This is a genomic window from bacterium (genome assembly GCA_040756715.1).
Lineage (GTDB): Bacteria > UBA9089 > UBA9088 > UBA9088 > UBA9088 > JBFLYE01.
In genome coordinates, this window is the sequence record JBFLYE010000129.1 from 7,305 (window position 1) to 15,671 (window position 8,367).

The window sequence follows — 8,367 nt, forward strand, 5'->3', positions numbered from 1 at the left end:
GCGGCTATATCAGCATAGTATTGGTTTTCTTCACAAAGCTCTTCAAAATTTCCTGGTTTTTCTCCAAAATATATGGGAAATCCAGATTCTTTGGTAAAGAAATGAGATTTCGGATCTCTTGGTTTTCCAAAAAGGGATTCAAATTTAGGGCTAAATGTCTTATCTGGTGAATAATGGAAAGAAAAATAATCCATATTAAGGGAAAATGAACCATCATTGTTTAGAGCGATAAGTTTCTCTACCTTATCTACATAATTTGGCTTTCCAAATGGTGCCATTCCCATAACCTTGTATTCACCCTCATTCACCTCAAACCCTAAAAATGCTGTAAATGCAGAGTATAGAAGACCTAAGGAATGTGGAAAATGGAGCTCCTTTTTTAAAATAATCTCTTTATCTTTTCCTATTCCCATGGTTGCGGTTGTCCATTCTCCAACCCCATCAATGGTTAATATAGCTGCCTCATCAAATGGCGAGCAAAAAAAGCAAGATGCAGCATGTGAAAGATGGTGTTCAATAAACAAAATTTTATTTTCATCTACCCCCAATTTGCTTCTTATAATATTCTTTATCCAAAGCTTATCTAATAGCCAGGTTAGCATTGCCTCTCTAAATACCTTCCATCCCTTAGGAAAGACTTGAAAAGAATTCATAAGAATCCTTTCAAATTTGATGAATGGCTTTTCATAGAAGACAATGTAATCTAGGTCAGAAGCTTTTATTCCTGCCATATCAAGGCAAAAAAGGATAGAGTTTATAGGAAAATCATAATCATGCTTTTTTCTGGTGAATCTTTCCTCCTCACAACAGGCAACCAACATTCCATCTTTAAGGAGGCCGGCTGATGCATCGTGGTAAAAGCAAGAGATGCCTAATATATACATTTATTTGAGGCGAGATAGTCATAGAGAAGGGAAGAAACCTTTTCAACCCCCTTGCTAGAAAGATGGACCTCATCAACAAAATAGCTATCATCATCAAGAAAATCTGCTATTTTAATAAGCCCCACATTTTCCTTTTTTGCAATATCTTCTATAATTTGATTGTAAGATTTAAACCCCAAATCCTCTCTTTGTGATTTCTTTGCCCCCTGGGTCATAAGAATAGGAAAGATATTATTTGCCTTTGCAATTGCTACAATGTTTATTAGATTATTTTTAAAAAACTCCATTCCAGCATGAAAATCCCTATTTTTATCTACATCCTTAAACCTAAAAAATCCTGTCCTTGAATTTACAAACCTCATTAAGAATGAGTATTTCATTAGGCTTCCCCAAAATCCTGTCCTATGTCTATATGTAAGGAAATCAAAGGTTAAATATTTATTTGAATAATCAGATAAAATCTCCTTTCCGTAGTAATTACAAGACAAATCATTGATATTGTGATAAACAGTGATAATGTCAGGCTTAAGCTCTACATTTCTTAAGGCAAGGTTCACCAATGTATGGGCAGAGGAAAATCCATCTCCACCTGCATTTAATACCCTAATCTTTAGGTTTGGATATTTATCTTGCAATTTCTTCTTTAAACATTGAGGATAAGATAAACCCCTTGTGTAAAAAGCCCCTCTTTTTTCGATAAATGGAGGAGGTGCTCCATACAGGGTTGTTGAACCTCCAAAGCAGATTATCCTTTTTTCATTTTTTTCCTTTTTTTTAACAATCTGCTCTCCTTTTTTGAATATATACCACTTTGCTTTTTTGTAGGGAGCAGGCCAATCATAGATAGTAAAAAAGCTGCTTATAAATGACTTGGGTTTTTCTATAAAGCCCTTTCCAATAGAATATGCATATATCCTTGTAATTAGCTCCAACCCGAAAAGGAGGAGTATAATAGAGAAAAAGCTAATTAAGAGATTCTTCTTCAAAATTGCCTCCTTGCTTCTAAAATATCGGGCTTTACCCATTTCTTTTCAATCCATTGATTTCTTTTCTTTAGCTTTAAAGGGTCTTTAAATATCTTAATGTATAAGGCAAATGGGGTGATAAAGAGAAAATAGAAAATAGAAAGGATAACCCTTGCATTGAAATTTCCTATTTTATGGGCAAGCTCAATCCATTTGTCAAAAATCTTCTTCATTTTTCAAAATTATAACATAAAAATGTCTGAATTGCAACCGCTGGTCTTTATTTAATGCAATCTTAAAGGCTTATTGATATAATATCCTTAAACATATGAAAGAAATAACATCACCAGAGGCTTTTATAGAGGAAAAGGAGAGCGAGAATTCCTTAAGACCAAAGGATTTTTCTGAGTTTATAGGCCAAAACAAGCTTGTTGAGAACCTCAAGATATTTATTGAGGCAGCAAAGAAAAGGAATGAGCAGCTAGACCATATCCTTTTTTCAGGTCCACCTGGCTTGGGAAAGACAACCCTGGCAGGGATTATAAACAGAGAGATGGGAAGCAACATTCTTTCCACATCAGGGCCCATATTGGAGCGTCCCGGAGATTTAGCATCTATTCTTACCGCCCTAAAGGAATTTGATTGCCTATTTATTGATGAAATACACAGGATAAACAAGGCTGTTTCTGAGCTTTTATACTCTGCTATGGAGGATTTTAGGATTGATATTTTGCTTGGAAAGGGTGCATCTGCAAGGAGTATAAAGCTCTCCCTTCCAAGATTTACCCTGATTGGAGCTACAACAAGGCAGGGATTGCTTGCATCGCCATTAAGGAATAGGTTTGGAATATCAGAGGTTGTTTCTTTCTATTCAGAAGATGAGCTTTTTTCCATTATTCTTCGCTCTTCCAAAATTTTGAATATAGAAACAGAAGAAGATGCAGCTTGCATAATAGCAAAGAGGTCAAGGGGAACACCAAGGATTGCAAATAGGCTTTTAAGAAGAATAAGGGATTATGCACAGGTAAAGGGGAAAGGAAAGATAACAGAAGATATTGCAAGCGAAGGGCTAATGAGGCTTGAGGTTGATAGATTTGGGCTTGATTCTATGGATAGGAGGATTCTTGATATTTTGATAAATAAATTCCAAGGAAGGGCTATTGGAATAAAAACCCTGACTGCCTCTTTAGAGGAGGATGAAAGCACCATAAGCGAGGTATATGAACCATATTTATTAAGGATAGGATTTATAGAGAGAACACCAAAGGGAAGAAAGGCAACAGAATCTGCAATAAATTATCTCTCTTTTAAAAAATGAAAGCCCTTGCCCTCCTCTCTGGAGGACTTGATTCAACCCTTGCAATAAAGCTTATCCTTAATCAAAACATAGAGGTTTCCTGCATAAATTTTACAAGCCCATTCTTTCAAGGAAGCTATCCAGAAAGAATAGCTGATAGATTTGGGATTTCCCTTAAGATAGTTAAATTGGAAGATGATTACCTCAAGATGCTTAAAAATCCAAAATATGGCTATGGAAGGAATATAAACCCCTGCATTGATTGCAAAATCCTTATCTTTAAACAAGCCAAATCTTATATGGAAGAAATCGGTGCTAAATTTATCATTACTGGCGAGGTATTGGGAGAAAGGCTAATGTCTCAAAAAAAAGATGTAATGAGGCTAATAGAAAAAGAATCTGGCCTTTCTGGCCTTGTTTTAAGACCACTTTCGGCAAAATTGCTTGCTAAAACAAAGCCAGAGATTGAAGGATGGGTAAATAGGGAGAAATTGCTTGCCATATCCGGAAGGAGTAGAAAACCCCAGATAAAATTGGCAAGCGAATTTGGGATAAAGGATTATCCAACACCAGCAGGCGGATGCCTTCTTACAGACCCAGGTTTTGCTTTTAGGATGAAGGACCTAATGAAACATAGCCCAAATTTTGGCTTAAATGATATTGAGCTTTTAAAGATAGGACGTCATTTCAGACTTTCTCCATATTTTAAGCTTGTGGTTGGAAGAAATGAAATGGAAAATATAAGGCTTAAAGGGCTAGCTTTGGATTCTGATATTATTTTTGAGCCAGAAAATGGCCCCCTTGGTTTAGGAAGGGGAGAATTTGATGAAGAATGGCTTGTTTTCTCTTCTAAAATTATTGCAAAATATTGTGATGGGAAGACAACGCTATCCATCCAATCAAAGGAAATTAAACGCCAAATTACAGCAGATAAAGAAGAAAATATTAAAAAATGGATGATAATTCCTAAAAATCCCTTTGTTTAATTGTTTAGCTTTAGCTTGCACCTATCTTATCCAATCCAATGGGTCTTGTGGTTTTCCATCCAGCCTTATCTCAAAATGCAAGGTTGGGATTTCAGCATCCCCCGATTTTCCAACCGAACCTATTACATCCCCCTTTGCTACCTTTTGTCCTGTGCTTACATTAAGGCTATCAAGGTGGCCATAGAGGCTATAGAGTGAGCCATTATGGTCAATCATAATGAGCTTTCCATAACCCATAAAATAATCGGCATAGACAACCTCACCATTAGAGACAGCAAAAACAGAGGAGCCCAAAGGAGCGGATATATCTATGCCCTTGTTGAAAATTATTGTTCCTGTTTTGGGATGGGTATATCTTCCAAATTCCCTTGCTATATTTCTGCTTTTTGTTGGCCAGATAAGGGAACCTACAGGCTTTGAAGGTCTTTCTTCCCTTGTTGTCTTTCTTTGTGCCTCAAGCCTTTTAATTAATGCCTCAAGCTTTTTCTGGTCAGATTTTAGCTTATTTATCCTTTTTTGCAATTGCTCTTCATCCTTTTTTATTTCTGATAAAGCCTTGTTTTGCAAGGCAATCTCCAACTCTTGCTTTTTTACCTCAGAGATAACCTTTTTCTTTTCATCCTTTGTTTTATTAAAAACCACACCCAATCCTTCTTTTTTTACAACCTCTTTCTTTTTTTCTAATTCCCTTTCCTCTATTGAAAGAAAGAGGTCATCTATCAAGATGCCTAACAATTCCCCTTTTTCTTTATCTTCCCAAAATGGATTTTTGGATGTTTTGTAGTCAAAAAGCCCTCTTACTACAATGGAAAGCCCCCTCTTTTTTTTAGAAATCTCATTCGTAAGCCCTGTTATTCTTTCCTCTGTAATCTCTATCCTCTTTGAAATCTTTTTTATATCCTTTTCTAAACTTTTAAGGTTTTCCTTTTTTATCTTTTGGTTTTTGGAGATTTTATCTATCCTGCTTAAAGCCTTTCCCTTTTTCTCCTTTGTTGCTTTAAGGCTTGTTTCTATTTTTTTAATTTCATCCTCAATTTTTAAAAGCCTATCCCTTTCATCCTCAATCCTTGCCAAAGCAATTAAAGGGATTAGCAAAACAAATAGCCCTATCTTATTTCTGATAAAAATAGGCAATTTTCTCCAAAGAAGAATGTTTTTTTAAGCTTAAAATATGTTTTATCGGAATAGATTTCTTTGCAAAGAGAAGAATCTACCCAGCTATCCAGATATCCTTCACCTGTAAGGGGTAAAACAATATAAGCTATCTTATTTTCCTTGCACCATTTATATAAAGAAACCAAATCCATATCTTTTAAAAAAGGCTTTCTTATCCAATTTCTCTCTTTTATTCTATATTTAGCAAGGTAGAAGTATGAAGGTTCGCAACCCATTGGTGCATATATTTTTTTATCTTTTAGATTCTCTTTTATGTAAAAAATTGTCTTTCTATAAGGAAGGATACCAAAGCCTGCAGTCCATTTCCTGCTTTTATAATTAGATAGATTAAGGAGCAATGGGGAGGAAGAAAATATTGCCTGATAGAGCATAATAAGGATAAGCAAAAAGAGAAACAACCTTCTTTTTAGTTGGGCAATCCCTACGGAAAGGATAATAGCAAGGATAAGGTAATATGGCTGAGCATGGCGAATACTTCCTAAACCCCATGTTGATGAGATGAATATATAGTAAAGGAGGAAAAAAGAGAGGAATAAAACCCTAAATCTTTTTAAAAAGAAAAAGGAGGCAATGACAAACAAGGTAATAAATGGTCCAAGGGAAACCCAAATTTGTTTTGCATTTAAAAGGAGAAGCCCTGGATCTTCTATCCAAGAAAAGGACAGATTTGCATTTCTATATTGATAAGAAACGATGATAAATGGAAAACCAAAAAGGAAGGGAATAAGGGAATATTTTAAAACAGAGATTGATATCTTTCCCTTTATTCTCAAAACAAGGAGGATAAATAGAAACAAGAACAAAATCTTTCTTTCATAAAGCAATCCTATTCCCAAAATAGACATAGAGTAAAAGAAACTTTGCTCCTTGTTATCCAAGAGAAAACAGAGAAAATAATAGAAAGAAGCAGTGGTAAAGAAAAGCTCACCTGGTGCAAGTCCACAGAGGTTTGTGAAATTGAAAAGTGTTGGAAAGAATATGGTAATTAAAAATCCACAGACAAAAGAAAAACTATCCTTTTTCAAAAGAATAAGCTGGGTTATCTTTCCCACATATATTCCCGCTAAAGAAAGGAGGAAAAACTGGATAAAATTACCCACCCATTCATTTATTCCAAAAAATATATATCCTAAAAGATAAAGGGTCTTAGGAATGGGAGGATGGCGGAAGAGAGGGTCTGGCTTACCTATACTTGTAAGAGGAAGAAAGAGAATTACAAAAATAGAAAGGGATATTCCAAAAATAAATAAAAGATGCCATATTTTTCTTTGTTTTCCAGAGATGTAAAGATAAGTAATAATAAAAACAAAAGCAGATGAAATAACCAAAATCCAGCGAGGAATATAAAAATATATATTAGAAAGAAGTAAGGCGGGAATATTAATATATGTTTGAAAATCCTCTAATGTTGGAATAGGAAGCATCCAGAAATATAGATGGCAGAGTATGGCAAGAAAGAAAGGGATGAGTAGATATTTAAGATAAGGAATAGAGATATAGATAGGTTCTTGCTTTGGAAGAATCTTAGTTAAAATCCAAAAGAGCAGAAGATAGAGAGAAAAAAGAAAAAATTTTGTTTTTATCCCTCCAATATAATAAGAGGGGTAGATGAGATAAGAATAAAAAAAGACAAAAAGGAGCAATCTTCTCATATTTTTAGCTTCTCCTTCCCTCTGTTAACTATAGTTTAAATTTTTTAAGGCCAATAAAAGCCATCCTTAAAAGCAAAAGTCCATGTCTAAATCTTTGTATCTTTATCTTTCCATATGTCCTTGGTTTATATCTTACGGGAATCTCAACAATTTTAAGATTTAATTTTGCTGCCCCAAAAAAAAGATCAAAGTCTCCAAATGGGTCAAAATCCCCAAAAAATCTTTGATTTTCTTTAATTCTTTCATAATCCCTTTTAAATAAAACCTTTGTTCCACAAAGGGTATCTGTAATCCTTTGCTCAAGAATGAATGAAAACATTAAACCAAAGGCTCTATTAGCTATCTTGTTTAAAAATCTCATTGAATCCTTCTCTAATGGATAAACCAACCTTGAACCATTGATAAACTCACCCTTTCCTTCGGAAATGACAAGATAGAATTTTGACAGCTCTTCAGGAGGAACAGTAAGGTCAGAATCCAAGATAAATAAAATATCCCCTGATGCGCTATCTAAACCCTTCATTACTGCATCCTTCTTACCAACCCTATCTTGAAAAATAAGCTTGATATTCTTCTCTGGATAAAGCCTTATCATCTCCTCAATCTTTTCAATTGTTCCATCCGTAGAATGGCCATCAATAAAGATAAGCTCGGTTTCTTTTCCCATTTTAGGTGTTCTTTTTACCGCACCCTCTATATTTCCCGCCTCATTTTTTGTCGGGATAATTACTGAGCAGGTATAATCTTTTAATTCTATCTTTCTACTCCCTTCTTTTGCCACAACATATTCTATCAAACAGAGGTTTTTTATCAAAGGAAGATAGGCAAAGCACCTATTGAAAATAAAAGAAATAAGAGGAAGGAATTTAGGAAAAAGAAGCCTATAGCCAGACCTTATTACCTCATAGCCATTTAGAATCAAAAGGTTTTCTATATCACTTAAACAAAGCCAGTTTTGGTGATATTCCTTCATCTTTAAACCCAATATTTCACCAATTTTTAGAATAGGCTCCCAAAGGTAATTGTAATAGGTAATAATTATCCTTGTTTCCGGCTTGGTTACCTTTTGCAATTCCCGAAATGCCTGCCAGACATCATCCAAATGGCCAATAAGATCAGACATAATCACATAGTCAAATTTCTCATTTATATGTAAATCTTCTGCATCATCCACAAGGAATTCATATTTGGGGTACTTATTTCTTGCTATCCTTATCATTTCGGTTGAAAAATCTATTCCAACCCCCCTTTTTGGTTTAAGCTGGCCAATAAAATCTCCCGTTGAACAGCCAATTTCTAAAATTGATGAATTAGGTGGGATAATAAATTTAAACAGCCTTTCTATCTCTTGGTAGTAATATTTATTTTTCCTTTTCCACTTATCCCTCTCTGTTGCAATTTTATCAA

General features: G+C 34.7%; 8 protein-coding genes. 2 read left to right on the forward strand and 6 right to left on the reverse strand.

Annotated features, from left to right (window positions below; translation table 11 throughout):
* From AB1397_05080 to AB1397_05090, 3 genes are all read right to left on the reverse strand, one after another.
* Window positions 1-884: carbamoyltransferase N-terminal domain-containing protein (locus AB1397_05080; GenBank protein MEW6482357.1), on the reverse strand; the 884-nt coding region annotated here is incomplete at its 3' end.
* A complete protein-coding gene (locus tag AB1397_05085) occupies window positions 872-1,909 on the reverse strand; it encodes a GDSL-type esterase/lipase family protein (protein MEW6482358.1) in 1,038 nt (345 codons plus the stop codon). The genes AB1397_05080 and AB1397_05085, both read right to left, overlap by 13 nt.
* Window positions 1,867-2,082, reverse strand: coding sequence for a hypothetical protein (locus AB1397_05090; GenBank protein MEW6482359.1), 216 nt, complete (start codon window positions 2,080-2,082; stop codon window positions 1,867-1,869). Before AB1397_05090 ends, AB1397_05085 begins: the two co-directional genes overlap by 43 nt.
* A 95-nt stretch (window positions 2,083-2,177) precedes the next feature.
* Here AB1397_05090 and ruvB point away from each other — a divergent pair, with 95 nt between their 5' ends.
* Together ruvB and AB1397_05100 are read left to right on the forward strand one after the other, a co-directional pair.
* Entirely contained in the window at window positions 2,178-3,167 is a 990-nt protein-coding gene (gene ruvB, locus AB1397_05095; protein MEW6482360.1) for a Holliday junction branch migration DNA helicase RuvB, read from the forward strand.
* Window positions 3,164-4,132 (forward strand): hypothetical protein, encoded by a 969-nt coding sequence (locus AB1397_05100; GenBank protein ID MEW6482361.1) that lies wholly within the window; start codon window positions 3,164-3,166, stop codon window positions 4,130-4,132. Before ruvB ends, AB1397_05100 begins: the two co-directional genes overlap by 4 nt.
* A gap of 21 nt (window positions 4,133-4,153) precedes the next feature.
* Here AB1397_05100 and AB1397_05105 read toward each other — a convergent pair whose 3' ends face one another.
* From AB1397_05105 to AB1397_05115, 3 genes are all read right to left on the reverse strand, one after another.
* The gene (locus AB1397_05105; GenBank protein MEW6482362.1) at window positions 4,154-5,266 is read right to left on the reverse strand and encodes a peptidoglycan DD-metalloendopeptidase family protein; all 1,113 of its coding nucleotides are present in this window, start codon (window positions 5,264-5,266) and stop codon (window positions 4,154-4,156) included.
* Window positions 5,239-6,960 (reverse strand): hypothetical protein, encoded by a 1,722-nt coding sequence (locus AB1397_05110; GenBank protein ID MEW6482363.1) that lies wholly within the window; start codon window positions 6,958-6,960, stop codon window positions 5,239-5,241. Before AB1397_05110 ends, AB1397_05105 begins: the two co-directional genes overlap by 28 nt.
* A 28-nt stretch (window positions 6,961-6,988) precedes the next feature.
* On the reverse strand, window positions 6,989-8,367 hold a 1,379-nt coding region (locus AB1397_05115), incomplete at its 5' end, for a glycosyltransferase (GenBank protein MEW6482364.1).

Excerpts from the sequence above, each read along its gene's own strand:
- AB1397_05085 (MEW6482358.1), bottom strand. The coding sequence starts at position 1,909 with ATGGGTAAAGCCCGATATTTTAGAAGCAAGGAGGCAATTTTGAAGAAG.
- AB1397_05090 (MEW6482359.1), bottom strand. The coding sequence starts at position 2,082 with ATGAAGAAGATTTTTGACAAATGGATTGAGCTTGCCCATAAAATAGGA.
- ruvB (MEW6482360.1), top strand. The coding sequence starts at position 2,178 with ATGAAAGAAATAACATCACCAGAGGCTTTTATAGAGGAAAAGGAGAGC.
- AB1397_05100 (MEW6482361.1), top strand. The coding sequence starts at position 3,164 with ATGAAAGCCCTTGCCCTCCTCTCTGGAGGACTTGATTCAACCCTTGCA.
- AB1397_05110 (MEW6482363.1), bottom strand. The coding sequence starts at position 6,960 with ATGAGAAGATTGCTCCTTTTTGTCTTTTTTTATTCTTATCTCATCTAC.